This window comes from Aureimonas fodinaquatilis, from assembly GCF_008369445.1.
In the GTDB taxonomy this organism is placed as follows: domain Bacteria; phylum Pseudomonadota; class Alphaproteobacteria; order Rhizobiales; family Rhizobiaceae; genus Aureimonas; species Aureimonas fodinaquatilis.
On sequence record NZ_VTWH01000003.1, the window covers coordinates 450,010 to 465,295 of the forward strand.

The following is a 15,286-nucleotide window of genomic DNA, read 5'->3' on the forward strand; positions in this document are numbered from 1 at the left end:
TATCGAACCTGGAGCGGGCGGTTAGACTTTCTGTTTCCTCGCATCCTCTTCTCGTTGAAACGGCTCCGTTTCAGCAGGAAATGCTTAAGAAACCGCCCGTTCGGCCGGAGCCGTCAATGCCGTTTTCCCTTCGCCGCATGACCAGTCTGGTCTCACGCCAGGGCCTGACCTGGTTCATGGTTCTGGTGCTCGCCATTCTGGTGGTAGCGCCACTATTGACCATCCTGGTCGAAACATTTCGGCTTGGCGCCAATGGTGGCAGCGCCTGGACGGACGTTCTTGCCAGTCGGCTGACGAAAAACCTTTTCCTTGTGCCCGCGCTCAACACGCTGATCATCGGCTTTTGCGTGGCCAGTGGTTGCGTTCTGCTGGGTGGGTTTCTGGCCTGGCTTGTGGTGATGACCGATGTTCCCGGGCGTGCCTTCATTGGCTTCATGGCCACTCTGCCGTTCATGATCCCCAGCTTTGCCACCGCGCTGGCCTGGGGCAGCCTGTTTCGCAATGGCCGCGTTGGTGGCGGTGGCGGTCTGCTGCAAGGCATGGGCCTCAATGTTCCCGACTGGTTAAGCTGGGGCATGACGCCCACCATCATCGTGCTGATCGCCCATTACTATGCCTTGGCTTTCACGGTCATTGTGGCCGCACTGGCCACGGTCAACGGCGACATGATTGAGGCAGCGCAGATGACAGGGGCCTCGCGCAAGCGTGTCCTGTTCGGCATTGTGCTGCCGCTGGTCAGCCCGGCACTGATCGCTGCAGCGTCTCTGACATTTGCCGCTGCCGTTTCCAATTTTGCTGCGCCTGCCTTGCTTGGGCTTCCCGTTCGCATGCAGACATTGTCGACACGTCTTTTCGGCATGATCGAAATCGGCCAGGTGGAACGCGGCTATGTGCTGGCCATTCTGCTGATCGCAATTTCCGCTATCTTTCTGGGCTTTGGCAATCGGGTGCTCAATGGCCGCAAAAGCTTTGCCACCATCACCGGCAAGGGGTCCCGGCCGCGCCGATTTGAGCTTGGCAGCGCTCGGTTGCCGCTGACCATTCTCGCGTGGATCATCTGCCTTACCACCACTGTAGTGCCGATCATCCTGTTGATCGCCGCAAGTGTTGCGCCCTCATCGCTGGCATTGTTTTCAGACTGGACGCTGCATTACTGGATCGGCGAGGCAAGCTCGCAGTTTGCCCGTGGGCAGGCTGGCATTCTTCGCAATCCGCATCTCATCACCGCGCTTGGCACCACAATTGTGCTGGGGCTTTGCGTGGCTCTTGCAGCCAATGCTCTTGGCATTCTTATCGCCGTGGCCCTGACGCGGCAGAAGGTGCGCATTCTCAGCAATCTTGTGTCGCAATTGAGCTTTTTGCCCATGCTGTTGCCGGGCATTGCCTTTGCTGCGGCCTATATCGCGCTTTATGGCGCGCCAATTGGTCCTCTGCCTGCCCTTTACGGCACACCACTGCTGCTGGGTCTGGCCCTTACAGCCGCCATGCTGCCTTTTGCCGTGCAAACCGGCAGGGCAACCGTGGCGCAGATTTCGGGCGATATCGACGAAGCGGCGCGGATGACGAAAGCCGGATTTTTCCGCCGCCTGGGAGCCATCACGGTGCCGCTGGCCGCGCGGGGCCTGATCGCAGGTCTTTTGATCGCCTTCGTCAATGTCATTGGCGACCTTGCGATCACCGTGCTGCTCTATACGCCCAGTTCGCCACTGCTGGCGGTGCTGTCCTATTCCTATGCTTCAGACGGTTTCCACCAGTTCGCCAATGCCGTGACCATCATTATCCTTGTCATTTCCATGCTGGCGACCGGCGCGGCGTCGCTGCTGCGCGGACGTCGCCGCAATATTCCTGCTTGAGGCTTTCCTTTGATTACGCTCGATAATGTCAGCAAGCGCTTTTCCGGCAATACGGCTGTAGATCAGGTCAGCTTTTCGGTGCCCCAGGGTGCTTTTCTCGTTCTGCTTGGCCCCTCGGGCTGTGGCAAGAGCACCATGCTGCGCATGCTGGCCGGACTTGACCATCCAACATCTGGTCAAATTCGCTTTGGTGACAAGCTCATTGCCGATGGCAGCGGCGACATGTTCGTGCCTCCGGCAGAGCGTGGCGCGGGTCTGGTGTTTCAATCCTATGCTCTCTGGCCGCATATGACTGTCGCTGGAAACATCGACTGGCCGCTCAAGGTTGCCGGATGCTCAGCGCAAGAGCGTCGCGCGGCAATAAACACCTCCATGGACATGCTGGGCATTGCCCAACTTGCCAATCGCTATCCGGGAGAAATTTCCGGCGGTCAGCAGCAGCGCGTTGCTTTGGCGCGGATGATTGCGCCCAAGCCGGGCATCATGCTGTTTGACGAGCCGCTGTCCAATCTTGATGCCACCTTGCGGGTTGAGATGCGGTTCGAATTGACCAAACTGCACCGCGCCACCGGTGCCACGTCGGTCTATGTAACGCACGATCAGGTGGAGGCCATGACCATGGCCAGCCACGTTGCGGTGCTCAATCATGGTCGGATCGAACAGTTTGATACGCCGAATAACCTTCTGGCCAATCCGGCCTCGGCTTTTGTTGCCGGCTTTGTCGGCACACCGCCTGCCAATCTGATCAATGTGGAAGATGGAAAATGGTTCGGCACGCTGGAAGACCCGGCGCTCAAGGGTCATAGCGGCACGGCTATGGTCCGAGCCGAGGAATTTTCCATTCATGCCGGGCCCGGTCACAGGCGAATTGCCTGCACGCTGGCTGAGGTCGTGCCGATGGCGGGCCAGCGTCTGGTCCAGAGTATGACCGAGAGCGGGCAACGGCTGACGGCCATTGCCGAAGGCAACGGACTTTTGAGCGAGAGGCTGTATTTCGAACTGCCAGCATCTCCGTCCGCCCTGTTCGACCAGAAAGGAGCTCGGGTGTGATGAAGCGGCTTCTTCTTGTCCGTCATGGTGAAAGCGAGTGGAATGCAGTGCGCAGGTTGCAGGGGCAGGCGAATATTGCGCTTTCACCGCGGGGCCGGGATCAGGCTCGCGCGCTGGCACCGCTGATTGCCGCACAGCAGCCAGATCTGGTGCTGACTTCGGATCTGGTTCGCGCAGCCGAGACAGCACATCTGTTGGGCTATCCTGATGCGGAGCGTGAGCCGGGACTGCGCGAGCATAGTGTGGGCGCTTGGACAGGGCAGGTGATTGCCGACATCAAGGCACGTGAAGAAGACAATTACCTTGCATGGCGGGCCGGAACCTATGCGCCGCCGGAGGGCGAGCTGTGGTGCGACATGCGCACGCGTATCGGTTCCGCCATGATGAGGGCATTGGAGCGGACAAACGAGACAGCACTGCTGGTCTGCCATGGCGGTGTTATCCGCGCGGCACTGGACTACGCGCTCGGCCTTGAGCCGGCGCGGATCATTCCGGTGGGGCCAGCCAGTCTGACGATACTCGCCTTTCCCGACGGGCTGGCGCGCCTTGAGGCATTCAACGTCACTGGCTCTGCCCCGATACTCGACGCGCCGGACTGAAAGCATAAGCGTTCAGCAATGTCGGAGGAAAAATCAAAATGCGACGGAATAATGGCGCTTAGCTCCACAGAACTAGCGGTCGCCGCGAAGCAATGAGCTAACCCAAAGAACAGAGTTTTCGAGGTTAGCCTTAGAAGAAATGTGCAATTTGAAATGCCGTGGCGGAAGTGGCTTCCAGGTCGAAGAGAAGTCGGCTATGGTCCCACTAAACAAGGAATAACTTCAGAAAGTGCATTCTCGACTCTGAAGACATTTCTGCAGATGCGTTTGCTTCGAACTTTGATCGGTGCGGTGAGCAAACGCTTGATTATTGAGATCGAGCGAGGACACCAATAGCTCAGTGACACCGATCATTAGAGGTAAGCCAACGACGGAGTCGGAGAAGATACTCGCTGAGATCGGCGAGATTTCATTTCTCAATTTCTGGACGTTCCCATCTCCGTATAGAAAGCAGAAGCTCGGACACGATGTGGATGGGAAGGGTGACGGGAAGGAGCTCTGCGACCTTCTGATTGTCTGCGGTGACGACGTTATCATCTTCAGTGACAAGTCAGTAGGCTGGTCAGTATCGGCACAATCGGACATCGCATGGGGACGCTGGTTTAAGGCCGCGGTTAAGGATTCCGTGAAGCAAATTCGCGGAGCGGAGCGATGGGTGACCGAATTTCCCGACAGAATTTTTCTCGACCGAGAGTGCACGCAACCGCTGCCGGTGAACCTTCCACCACCTGAACGACGACGTATACACGGAGTGGTGGTCGCAGTCGGTGCGGAAGTAGCTTTAAAAGAGATAACTGGTCATGAATCCGGAATGCCGATGATCGCATCGCATCTGACTGACCGACAGCACTGGGATCGCAACGCCCCAGGCTTCATGCCTTTCGCTATTGGAGACGTCGATCCCTCTGGATCATTTGCTCATGTGTTCAATCGGCCTGCCATTCATCTTCTTCTGAGTCATCTGGACACCATCTCGGATTTTTCTCGCTACCTCCGTTCACGCGCGGAATCAATCCGCACACAGAAACTCAGTCTTGCTAACGGCGAAGACGATGCTCTAGCCCACTACCTGAAGGTGATCGACGAACGTGGTCATCGTGGCTTCCTGGATCATCGCGGCAGACCCCTGAAGGACGGCCAGACTATGGTGATCCAAGGCGGTTACTACGAATGGTTCATACGACAGCCCGCGTTTCTCCGGAAGATTGACGACGACAAACAATCGTATTTGTGGGACCGAATGATCGAAATGTTCGCCGGTCACGTCCTCCAAGGCACTTCGATCGGCTTAGATGGTAGCTCACCCCGCTCCGTCGAAGCCGACGAGTGTCTTCGATTGATGGCGAGAGAAAATCGCCTGAGCCGGCGACTCCTCTCTCAGGCTGTCACCAGCGCTTACGAAAAGATGCTTGCGGGAAACGCGTCGCGGTTCGCGAGGATCATCCTCCCGAGTGAGAACTCGGAAATGCCAGACCTAGCGTACGTCTTTGTGATCATGGCGGTCCCGGACTATTTAGACCCGAACATGGAGTACGAAGAGTATAGAGCCTTCCGTAAGGCGACCCTCGGTGTGTACTGCATGTCCGTGCTTCAAGAGCATCAGCACCTAGCCTCCGTAATCGGCATCGCGGTCGATGCACCTGCGCCATTTCGACGATCTGAAGGCTCCTCCGAAGATCTAATGCTGATCCGGCGTGACGCGCTCGAAGAAATTTCTCCTGAACAGTTGGAAAAACTACGTCGCTCGTTGAACGTCATGTCACGCTATGATCCCGACGCTGCGATTATGATGGGAGCCCACGAATACCCCGCCGACAGGGCCGTCAGCCGGCAACAACGACGCGCAAAAGAACGGCAGGCCAGGAAGGCACGATCCCGCTGGTCAGCCCCCCAATAGGGTCCGCACGCTCGATCGTCATAGCCTCATCAGCAAACATCTGGCCGCGCATGACGGCGCACGCGAAGGGTGCAGCGGGGGGACGCCGTAGACCAACAACCTTTCGAGTTGGATCGAATAATGCGTCGATGCCTATGCGGCAGGGTAGCTCTCGGCGCTCGGCTTGACCAATTTGCTCGAGTCATAAGATATGCAGGCTAATGGTTCGAATGATAGTCGTATCGGAACTGGTACGCGAGTGGGGATGATCGAGTAAAGCCTTAAATTCCGCGATTTACTACTTAGCCCTGACAGAGCAGATTGGTGGAGCTGAGCGGGATCGAACCGCTGACCTCGTCATTGCGAACGACGCGCTCTCCCAACTGAGCTACAGCCCCGTACACCTGTTCCACAGGCATCTAGGGCCGGGTTTTGAATGCTGTCAAGCAAGTTTGTTTGCGCTTTGTCGCGTCAAATCCCGTTGGGCGATTTCACCAGGGCGGCCAATGGTCTATGACGTGTACCAAGTACGGTTTTCTCTAAAAGGCTCTCGTGTCTATGGTCGCTGTCATCAATCTGGTTCTGCTCATTCTTAACATTGTCTGGTGGGTCGTTATCGCCTCTGCAATCCTGTCATGGTTGTTTGCCTTCAATATCGTCAATATGCGGAACTCATTCGTGGCAAAAATTGCCGAAGTGCTCTACCGCCTGACAGAGCCTCTTTACCGGCCAATCCGACGCATTCTCCCGGATCTTGGCGGACTGGATCTTTCGCCGCTGATCGTCTTGTTGGGGATTTATTTTCTACAGCAGTTTATCGTGTACTCCGTTGCTCCGGTTTTGCTTGGCTACTGAGCTTCGATCAGGAAAATGGGAGCTGACAGCCCATTCGCGCTGTGCCGCATGATGTTCGGCCCAGTGCTGCTTTGCTGAAACTCGCGGCTGGGTCCTTGAAATTGGGCAAGGCTGATGTCAGCCTTACTGTTGGAGGCAACTCTCGCGACAAGCGCGTGATGTCGGAAGGGCAGGAGGCTGAAATTCATGAGTCATTGGCTTGTCTGGCCGATGCTTGTTCTGTCGCTGGGGGGTGACAATGCGGCAACGTCCGCAACCGTTGCCACTGCCGCAACACCGCTTTTTCTGGAACGGTGTGAGCAGCGCGAAGAAGGCCCGGTAAAATACTGGCGCTGTGCTGGCCTGCCCGGCACCGATGTGTTTGTGCAGGAAAATACCGGGCGCTTTTCCGTGTCGCTGGGCAATGACCGCGCCACAGCAGAAAGCTTTGAAGTGCCGCACGTGCTCGGCAAAACAATGGAATGGCGCATTCTCGGCAATCAGGCACAGTCGGGCATTGTGCGCTACCGTTTCGCCGCGAGCCAAACCGGGCAGGCGCAGGATCTTCTGGTCATTATGAAAGTGGCTGATAAAGCATCCAATGGCTGTATCGTGGCCATTGTCGATGCCGCCGTTAACAGCGCTGTGCAGGAACTGGCGCGCCGCACCGCCGATGAAAGAGTGCCGAACTTTGTCTGCGGGCGGGATAAAGTGGCAATTGCCGGTCGGGCGACAGACCGAACAGTGAGTGAGTTGCTGCCATCACTGAAATAGAGCAGCAACTGCACCCAAAAACAGAAATGTGCCTTATGCCTGCTCTTCGTAGCGGGCAATAGCTTCGCGGATGAGCCTCTGGGCGTGCTCAGAACCGCCCCAGCCGCCAATCTTCACCCACTTGCCGGGTTCCAGATCCTTGTAGTGCTCAAAGAAATGCTCAATCTGCTTGAGCGTGATTCCCGGCAGGTCAGTGTGCTCACGCACTTTTTCATAGCGCAGCGTCATGTCGGACGAAGGGACTGCAATGATCTTTTCATCCTGTCCCTTGTTGTCTTCCATCATCAGAACGCCAATCGGGCGGCAGGCAATGACGCAGCCTGGCAGCAGTGGACGGGTGTTGCACACCACCACATCAATCGGGTCGCCATCATCGGACAATGTGTGTGGCATGAAGCCATAATTGCCCGGATAAACCATCGGTGTGTACAGGAAACGGTCAACGAACAGCGCGCCCGAATCCTTGTCCATTTCATACTTGATCGGCTGTCCACCAACCGGAACTTCGATAATGACATTGATGTCTTCCGGCGGATTTTTGCCGCGCGGTATGGCTTCGATCTTCATGATATGCCCCGTGAAAACTCTTTGTGGCTATGTCTGTCGTTGCTCTAGAGCATGTTGGCGCAAAGGAAAAGGGTTGCGGTCAAACCTTGCGGTGGTCAAGCCGGGCCACAAGCCTGTCCCCACCCCATTGCAGAAGCCACACCATGGCAATCAAAACCACGACAACAGCAATCATGACATTGGTTTCAAACCGCTGATAGCCGTATCGAATGGCCAGATCACCCAGACCACCCGCGCCAATGGCACCGGCCACCGCCGTGGCGCCAATCAGCGTGACGAGCGTAACGACAAAGCCGGCAACAAGGCCCGGCAGCGCCTCCGGGATCAGCACCTCGCGGACAATGGTCCAGCGATTGGCGCCCATGGCCTTGGCAGTTTCCACCAGAGCCGGGTCCACCTCACGCAGCGACACCTCGGCTATTCGCGCATAATAGGGAATGGCGGCGACCGAAAGCGGTACAATGGCCGCCCAGGTGCCGATGGATGTGCCAACAACCAGCCGTGTAAACGGAATCAGTGCCACCAGCAGGATGATGAAAGGCACGGACCGGAAGGCATTCACCAGCCCGCCAGTGATGCGGTTTGTCCAGGCAGATTCCACGATGCCGCCCGGTCCGGTGACGGTGAGCAGCAAGGCGATGGGCAAACCGAAAACCAGAGAGGCGAGGCCCGAGGCACCCGTCATCACTGTGGTTTCCCATGTTGCGCGCAGAAAAAGATCAAACAGTGCCTGAGACATAGCCTAGAAGCTCCGTTTGCAATGTGTGGCCTGCAAGTGCGTTGGTAATGGCTGGAATATCGGCAGGGCTTTGCGGCCTGACGGCCAGAAAAAGCCGTCCGACCGGCTGGCCTTGAATGTCGTCCATTCCGCCGCCGACCAGCCGCAGAGATGCGTTGAACTGCCGCGCAATGTCGGAGAGGATGGGAGCGCTTGCACCCGGCCCGCCAAGGTCCAGCCGGAAAATCGCTTCCTCGCCCGCATTCGGGTTCAGTTGAGCCAGCAATGTGGCGGGTGCTTCCGGCAGAACGGAGCCAAGCAGCTTGCGGGTGATTGCAGATTGCGGAGTTGCAAAAATCCGCCAGGTCTGCCCTTCTTCGACAATGCGCCCGCTGTCCAGCACAATGACCCGCTGGGCAATGCGGCGGATCACTTCCATCTCGTGCGTGATCAGCAGGATGGTCAGGCCAAGGCGTTTGTTGATATCGCCCAGCAGTCTGAGAATTTGCTCGGTTGTTTCCGGGTCCAGCGCCGAAGTCGCCTCATCAGACAGCAGAAGTGCCGGTTCAGCCGCAAGAGCACGGGCTATGCCAACCCGCTGCTTCTGCCCGCCTGAAAGCTGGGCCGGGTAATTGTGCTCCCGACCCGAAAGACCCACCAGCTCAAGCAACTCCAGAACCCGCCTCTGACGTTCCGGACGCGGGCGCCCGGCAATTTTCAACGGCAGCGCAATGTTCTGCGCCACCGTTTTGTTGGCCAGAAGGTTGAAATGCTGGAACACCATGCCAATGCGTCGACGCACCGGCTGCAGTTCGGATTCGCTCAGGCCGGCTATGGCCCTGCCTTCCACCTCGACCGTGCCCTGATCCGGCTGCACCAACCCGTTGATGCAGCGGATCAAGGTCGACTTACCCGCGCCCGACCGTCCAATAATGCCCAATATCTCACCGGAGTGAATTGTCAGGTTGATATCGGAAATTGCGGCATGCTCACCAAAGCGTTTTGAAACGCCGTTTAGGCGCAGGATTGGTGATTGATGGTCGTCATGGTCTGGAACGGCAGAATGCATATGCGATGTGTACCGAAAATGGCGCGACGAGGAGTGGCAACTGTCACAACTCACCAGGCGGGAAGGGTGGTTCCCTTGTAAGCTGTTGCCAAGGCTTCCTTGACCGCGTCATTCTGATAGGCCGCTACAAGTTTGGCAACCCAGGGCTGGTCCTTGTCCGAAGTGCGAACCGCGATGAAGTTGCGGTAAGGATTGCCTGGCAGATTTTCCTGCGCAATGCGTTCCTTTTCCACGTCTATACCGCTCTTGAACGCCCAGTCGGTGTTCACGATGCCTGCATCCAGATCATCCAGCGACCGCCCGACAATGCCTGCGTCCAGCTCGCGGATCTGGAGATTTTTCGGGTTTTCCGCAATGTCGATTGCCGTGGCAAGCACGCCCGCCCCATCGCGCAATGTCAGAAGGTCATTGGCTGCAAGAAGATGCAGCGCACGGCCGCCATTGGACGGATCATTCGGAATTCCAATGCTTGCGCCATCGGGAATGTCAGCCAGGCTGGCATGCTTGCGTGAATAGAGGCCAATCGGCTGCACCAGTGTGTAGCCAGCAGGCTCGATCTCATATCGGTGCTGCTGGATCTGCGCTTCCAGATACGGCAAATGCTGGAACGCGTTGGCCTGGATTTCACCCGCTGCCAGCGCCTCATTCGGCTGGACATAGTCAGAAAAGACGACAAGCTCGACCGTCAGGCCGTTTTTAGCAGCCTCCTGAGCCGCCACTGCCCAGACGGTTTCGTCTTCTCCGGCAACAATGCCAACCTTGATGGGCTCATCTGCGCGTACCGAAACGGCCGAACCGAAAACAGCAGTTGCGACAGCAAGGGTGCCAAGGAGGGTGCGGCGGGAAATCTGTGAAAATGAAAAGCGATTGTTGGTCATGCTCTGATTCCTTGCTTGGTCGCATTGTCCTGCTGCCAAAGCGAGTCCGCTTTAACTGGAAATGCTCGAAACATCCTGTGACGAAAAACTAAACTGGCCTCTGCACCACCCTCCCGGAAGTGCCCAAACCATGAGCATATTTGACCCGGTAAGCCTTCACATGACAAAGGATGTCTATGCCCGTTTCGCCAGATTAGCGAAAAAAATGGACAATTGCCGGTGAAAAATTAGGCATTGATGCCCTGCAATGCAGCGCGCCTTCATAAAACGAAATGCCCGGCGCGACGTGTGTCGGACCGGGCATTTCATCACTTCAAAAAGCTTGGGTTCAGGCGGCCTTACGGCTTTTTTCAAACCGCTTGCGCTCATTGGGATCAAGGTAAAGCTTGCGAAGACGAATGTTCTTCGGTGTTACTTCCACAAGCTCGTCGTCCTGAATCCATGAAAGCGCACGGTCCAGGGTCATGCGGATTGGCGGGGTCAGCTTGACAGCCTCGTCCTTGCCCGATGCGCGCATGTTGGTCAGCTTCTTGCCCTTCAGCACATTCACTTCCAGATCATTGTCACGGGTGTGAATGCCGATGATCATGCCTTCATACACCTTGACGCCGGGATCGATGACCATCGGGCCGCGATCTTCCAGGTTGAACATGGCGTAGGCGACTGATTCTCCCGATTCATTGGAGATCAGAACACCGTTGTTGCGCCCTGCCAGATGCCCTTTGAACGGCTGGTAGGAGTGGAACAGACGGTTCATGATCGCGGTGCCGCGCGTGTCGGTCAGAAGCTCTGACTGGTAGCCGATGAGGCCGCGAGTCGGCGCATGAAACACCAGGCGCTGGCGGCCACCGCCGGAGGGGCGAAGCTCAACCATTTCGGCCTTGCGCTCGCTCATCTTCTGCACAACAACGCCGGAATGCTCTTCATCAACGTCGATGACAACTTCCTCGATCGGCTCCAGCGTTTCTCCGGTTGCCTCGTCCTTCTGCATCACCACGCGAGGGCGGGAAACGCCAAGCTCGAAGCCTTCGCGGCGCATGGTTTCAATCAGAACAGCCAACTGCAATTCGCCGCGGCCGGAAACATGGAACGAATCCTTGTCTTCCGACTCTTCGATTTTCAGCGCCACATTGCCTTCCGCTTCCTTGAACAGACGGTCGCGGATAACGCGGCTGGTGACCTTGTCACCTTCCGTGCCAGCCAGCGGGCTGTCATTGACAATGAAGGACATGGTCACTGTTGGCGGGTCAATTGGCTGTGCAGCCAGCGGGGTGTTGACCGAAGGGTCACAGAATGTGTCGGCCACTGTGCCTTTCGAAAGCCCGGCAATGGCAACAATGTCGCCTGCTTCAGCATATTCAATCGGCGTGCGCTCAAGCCCACGGAAGGCGAGAATTTTCGAAATCCGGCCGGATTCCAGGAGTGTGCCATCGCTGGCCAATGCCTTGATGCTCTGGTTCGGACGGATTGAGCCGGACTGAATGCGCCCGGTGATCAAACGGCCCAGAAACTGGTTGGCCTCAAGAATCGTGCCGATCATCTTGAACGGCTCGTCCTTGCTGGCGGTGTTTGGTTCCGGCACATGCTTGAGAATAAGGTCGAACAGCGGTGCCAAGCCCTGATCCTGCGGGCCGGTTGGTGCTTCAGCCATCCAGCCGCCGCGGCCTGAGCCGTACAGAACTGGAAAATCGAGCTGTTCGTCTGTCGCATCCAGATTGACGAACAGGTCGAAAATCTCGTTCAGGACTTCTTCGTGGCGCTCGTCCGGACGGTCGATCTTGTTGATCGCGACAATCGGCCTCAAGCCAACTTTCAAAGCCTTGGACAATACGAATTTGGTCTGCGGCATCGGACCTTCCGATGCGTCGACCAGAATGACCGCGCCATCCACCATGTTCAAAATACGCTCAACCTCACCACCGAAATCGGCGTGGCCTGGCGTATCAACAATGTTGATGCGGGTTTCTTTCCAGTCAACCGAAGTCGCTTTGGCGAGAATGGTGATGCCTCGCTCGCGTTCCAGATCGTTGGAATCCATTGCACGCTCTTCGACGCGCTGGTTTTCGCGCACGGATTCAGACTGAGCCAACAACTTGTCGACAAGAGTCGTTTTTCCATGATCGACGTGGGCGATAATCGCTATATTGCGAAGCTTCATAAGATCTCGCTAAATGTTGAGACACGTAGAAGGCCCTTTCCCAGGAAAGCGCCTCGGCCAGAATTTATGGTTATTTGCGGCCCTGATACACTATTTACTGCACATGCGAAAGAGCACGCAGACATGGCTGCTGCGCGCCCTGCGCAAAGGCTGCAATTTATGGTTCAGTTTGCAAAGCCTCGCTTGCGAAGCAATGCCGCAGAAGTTGGCATTCTTCCACGAAACGAGTGGTACAGCTCTGCCGCATCGCGTGAATTGCCCGCTGAATAGACATGGCTGTGAAGCCGTGCTGCGGTGGCGCCATCAAAGGCATCACCCGTTTCCGTAAACGCCTCGAAAGCATCTGCATCCAGCACTTCCGACCACATGTAGGAGTAGTAGCCGGAAGAATAGCCATCGCCGGAAAAAATGTGCAGGAAATGCGGTGAGCGATGGCGCATGACAATGGCTTGCGGCATGCCCAGCTCCTGCAACAGAAAGGCTTCCTGCGCCAATGGGCTTTCAGGTGGTGTTTCCGCCTCATGAAGGGCAAGGTCCACCAGGGCCGAAGCGGTAAACTCGACCGTGTCGAACCCGGCGTCAAAGCCACGTGCGGCTTCCAGCTTGCTGATCAGCTCCACCGGCAGAGACACATTGGTTTCCACATGCGTCGCGTGCTTTTCCAGTATGGCCGGAACGCTCAGCCAATGTTCGAACAACTGCGAGGGCAGCTCGACAAAGTCCCGGGCAACTGACGTGCCGGACAGCGAAGGCCAGGTGACATCTGACAGAAGCCCATGCAATGCATGGCCGAATTCGTGGAACAGGGTGCGTGCATCATCCATCGACAACAAGGCCGGTTCACCCTTGGCAGGTTTGGCGAAATTGCAGATATTGTAGATGATGGGCTGACTGCCACTATCCAGTTTGTGCTGAGAACGCAGGGCGCTCATCCACGCGCCGGACCGCTTGGAAGAGCGGGCAAAATAGTCGCCGATGAAAATTCCGATTTCCTGCCCGGCAGCATTGTTCACGCGCCAGACATGGGCGTCCTTATGCCACGCGACTGCATTCGGCACTGCCGAGAAGGTGACGCCGAACAGACGTGTCGCCACATCAAACGCAGCCTCGATCATCCGCTCCAGTTGGAAATACGGCTTCAATTCGCTTTCATCGAAATTGAACTCATCCTGCCGCCGGATCTGGGCATAATAGCGCCAGTCCCATGGCTGCAACGGCGCATTGTCTCCCTGCTCAGCCGCTATGGCTGCCAGTTTCTCCGCATCCTGCAGCGCACGGCTGCGGGCCTTTTCCCAAACCTCTTCCAGCAATGCGCGCACCGCATCAGGAGTTTTTGCCATTGTGTCTTCAAGCTTGTAGGCGGCAAAAGATGCATAGCCAAGCAGCCGGGCTTTTTCTGCCCGCAGCGCCAGCGTTTCCGAAATGATTGGCCGGTTGTCTGTCGGGCCATCATGTTCGCCACGCATCACCCAGGCGTTGAATGCGGTTTCGCGCAACGTCCGGTCGGGCGAATAGGTGAGAAATGGCACCACAACCGAGCGGGAGAGGGTGAGCACATACCCTTCCTGCCCACGTTCGTGCGCTGCATCTGCCAGAGAAGACGCCAGCCAGCCGGGAAGGGCGGCTACATCAGCCGGGCTCAGCGGCAGGGTGAACGCATTTTCATCGGCCAGCACATTCTGCGAAAATGTCGTGCCCAGTTCGGACAGCCGCGCATTGATGCCCGCAAGACGGTCGCGGTCTGCACCCTTCAACTCGGCGCCACTGCGGATAAACCCGGTGTGGATCCGTTCCAGCAACCGAAAGGATTCCGCATCCAGCCCAAGTGTTTCACGCTGGTTGTAGAGAGCTTCCACCCGCGCAAACAGCGGTGCATTCAGCGAGATCGCTGACCAATGACGGGACAGTCGCGGCGAGATTTCCCGCTCCACCGCTTGCAGTGCGTCGTTGGTGTGCGCGCCTGCCAGTGCATGGAATGTGGCTGATACCCGCCGCAAAGCCTGTCCGGAGCGTTCCATCGCGCCAACAGTATTCTCAAAATCCGGCGCGTCGCTGTTATTGGCTATTGCGGCAATTTCTTGCAGTTGGGAAGACATCGCCGCTGTAAAAGCCGGTTCGAAATGCTCTGGCGAGATTGCTTCGAAATCGGGCAAATCGCCAATGCCATTAAAATCGAACAGTGTCAGCGGAGATGGACTTGCGGACGATATTGTGGTCAAGACACCCTCTAATTTATAGTTCATTCTGCCGTGGAGTTTCTATTATCAATTAGATACAAACGGAGGACTTTAAAATGCCCTGCTCGCACTTCTTGCACCATCATGGCGGGTTTATTCGGAATTGTTTTTACATGGCCGCACCGGCACACTAGACCGGAGCAGCGAAACAAAGGCTAGCGCATGACAGCTCTTTCTTCCGGCAACTCTCTTGCTTTTCTGCTTTCTGACGATGCCAGACTGTACCGAAAGGCATTCGAGAAAACCGTGAGCGAAAACGGCTTCGGCCTGACGCCGGGTGAAGTGCGAACATTGGCGCAGACCTTGCGCAACCCCGGTTTGCGCCAGGCTGTTCTGGCCGAGCGGATGGGCATCGAACCCATGACATTGTCTGCTTATCTGGACCGGCTTGAAAGCCGCAACCTGATTGAGCGGGAAACCGACAAAAACGACCGGCGGGCCAAGATTGTCCAGCCTACCGAGCAGGCCCACACCGTCCTGCAGCAATTGGCTCCTTTGTTTCAAAGGGTTTACGACGAGGCAACACGTGGTGTCAGCCCTGAAATGATGCAGAGCTGTGTCAAGGTGCTGATGACCATTCGCCAAAATCTGGCCAATGATCCGGATGTGCTTGGTAGCCTTGAGCCTTCCGAAACTGCGCCTCAGCCGATGACCGGGCGCCCGCAATGGTAAG

Annotated in this window: 13 protein-coding genes and 1 tRNA gene; 7 read left to right on the forward strand and 7 right to left on the reverse strand. The window is 56.8% G+C overall.

The annotated features are described in order from the left end of the window. Positions 1-116 precede the first annotated feature (116 nt). The 4 genes from FPY71_RS14315 (at position 117) to FPY71_RS14330 (ending at position 5,399) form a co-directional block, all read left to right on the forward strand. Entirely contained in the window at positions 117-1,853 is a 1,737-nt protein-coding gene (locus FPY71_RS14315) for an ABC transporter permease (RefSeq protein WP_149300970.1), read from the forward strand. A 9-nt stretch (positions 1,854-1,862) separates the two neighbouring features. Beyond that, complete coding sequence (locus FPY71_RS14320; RefSeq protein ID WP_149300971.1) at positions 1,863-2,903, forward strand: ABC transporter ATP-binding protein; 1,041 nt, start codon at positions 1,863-1,865, stop codon at positions 2,901-2,903. Next, positions 2,903-3,502, forward strand: coding sequence for a histidine phosphatase family protein (locus tag FPY71_RS14325; protein WP_149300972.1), 600 nt, complete (start codon positions 2,903-2,905; stop codon positions 3,500-3,502). The genes FPY71_RS14320 and FPY71_RS14325 overlap by 1 nt, the downstream gene beginning before the upstream one ends. A gap of 340 nt (positions 3,503-3,842) precedes the next feature. Further along, positions 3,843-5,399 carry a hypothetical protein gene (locus FPY71_RS14330; protein WP_149300973.1) on the forward strand — a complete coding sequence of 519 codons (1,557 nt, stop codon included), beginning with the start codon at positions 3,843-3,845 and terminating at the stop codon, positions 5,397-5,399. Between the two features lie 301 nt (positions 5,400-5,700). On the opposite strand, the gene FPY71_RS14335 is transcribed toward FPY71_RS14330, so the two are convergent. Continuing rightward, positions 5,701-5,776, reverse strand: a tRNA-Ala gene (locus FPY71_RS14335). Between the two features lie 160 nt (positions 5,777-5,936). Between FPY71_RS14335 and FPY71_RS14340 the strand changes: the two genes are divergently transcribed. Both FPY71_RS14340 and FPY71_RS14345 read left to right on the forward strand, forming a co-directional pair. After that, a complete protein-coding gene (locus FPY71_RS14340; protein WP_149300974.1) occupies positions 5,937-6,233 on the forward strand; it encodes a YggT family protein in 297 nt (98 codons plus the stop codon). 186 nt (positions 6,234-6,419) lie between these two features. Then, a complete protein-coding gene (locus FPY71_RS14345) occupies positions 6,420-6,986 on the forward strand; it encodes a hypothetical protein (RefSeq protein ID WP_149300975.1) in 567 nt (188 codons plus the stop codon). A 33-nt stretch (positions 6,987-7,019) separates the two neighbouring features. Here FPY71_RS14345 and ppa read toward each other — a convergent pair whose 3' ends face one another. From ppa to FPY71_RS14375, 6 genes are all read right to left on the reverse strand, one after another. Continuing rightward, on the reverse strand, positions 7,020-7,553 hold the full coding sequence (gene ppa, locus FPY71_RS14350; protein ID WP_149300976.1) for an inorganic diphosphatase: 534 nt from the start codon (positions 7,551-7,553) through the stop codon (positions 7,020-7,022). A 79-nt stretch (positions 7,554-7,632) separates the two neighbouring features. Then, positions 7,633-8,292 carry a methionine ABC transporter permease gene (locus FPY71_RS14355; RefSeq protein WP_149300977.1) on the reverse strand — a complete coding sequence of 220 codons (660 nt, stop codon included), beginning with the start codon at positions 8,290-8,292 and terminating at the stop codon, positions 7,633-7,635. Further along, on the reverse strand, positions 8,273-9,340 hold the full coding sequence (locus tag FPY71_RS14360) for a methionine ABC transporter ATP-binding protein (RefSeq protein WP_149300978.1): 1,068 nt from the start codon (positions 9,338-9,340) through the stop codon (positions 8,273-8,275). The genes FPY71_RS14355 and FPY71_RS14360 overlap by 20 nt, the downstream gene beginning before the upstream one ends. Before the next feature lie 50 nt (positions 9,341-9,390). After that, positions 9,391-10,218 carry a MetQ/NlpA family ABC transporter substrate-binding protein gene (locus tag FPY71_RS14365; protein WP_149300979.1) on the reverse strand — a complete coding sequence of 276 codons (828 nt, stop codon included), beginning with the start codon at positions 10,216-10,218 and terminating at the stop codon, positions 9,391-9,393. A 328-nt stretch (positions 10,219-10,546) separates the two neighbouring features. Beyond that, the gene (typA, locus tag FPY71_RS14370; RefSeq protein WP_149300980.1) at positions 10,547-12,376 is read right to left on the reverse strand and encodes a translational GTPase TypA; all 1,830 of its coding nucleotides are present in this window, start codon (positions 12,374-12,376) and stop codon (positions 10,547-10,549) included. A 164-nt stretch (positions 12,377-12,540) separates the two neighbouring features. Beyond that, entirely contained in the window at positions 12,541-14,595 is a 2,055-nt protein-coding gene (locus FPY71_RS14375; RefSeq protein WP_188052354.1) for a M3 family metallopeptidase, read from the reverse strand. A gap of 180 nt (positions 14,596-14,775) precedes the next feature. Here FPY71_RS14375 and FPY71_RS14380 point away from each other — a divergent pair, with 180 nt between their 5' ends. Further along, on the forward strand, positions 14,776-15,285 hold the full coding sequence (locus FPY71_RS14380; protein ID WP_149300982.1) for a MarR family winged helix-turn-helix transcriptional regulator: 510 nt from the start codon (positions 14,776-14,778) through the stop codon (positions 15,283-15,285). The last annotated feature ends 1 nt before the right edge of the window (position 15,286 follow it).